General features: G+C 42.2%; 1 protein-coding gene. It reads left to right on the top strand.

The genetic code is table 11. The features are described from left to right. A partial coding sequence (locus BAE31_RS11155; protein ID WP_139336382.1) for a hypothetical protein occupies window positions 1-314 on the top strand: 314 nt, incomplete at its 5' end. Window positions 315-408 lie beyond the last annotated feature (94 nt).

Genomic DNA, 408 nt, shown 5'->3' with positions numbered 1-408 from the left:
AAGAAGAGCTTGATAAGGCGGAAAAAGCCGGTTTGGTAACAGTCCATCGATGCTATTCACGAATGGAAGACGAACCAAAAGTATATGTTCAGCACTTACTAAAACAAGATGCACAGAAATTAATTTCACTGATTGAAAAAGGTGCGCACGTTTATATATGCGGCGATGGTGCACAAATGGCTCCTGAAGTAGAGAACACACTGCGTGCGGCTTATGCAGCTGACAAAGGAGCAAGTCAGGAAGCGTCAGCAGAATGGCTGAAGAAGCTGCAAGATCAAAAACGTTATGTAAAAGATGTATGGACTGGAATGTAAGTAAAAATAAATCCCGCCAGAGATGGCGGGATTGCTTTAGCATGTGAAAAAAACCGGCACGATATTGAAATCTACTGAAAAGGATGTTATAGGG

The sequence above is a fragment of the Bacillus sp. I-2 genome (assembly GCF_001974945.1).
Classification (GTDB): domain Bacteria; phylum Bacillota; class Bacilli; order Bacillales; family Bacillaceae; genus Bacillus; species Bacillus safensis.
This window is presented reverse-complemented; position numbering and strand designations above follow the sequence as displayed.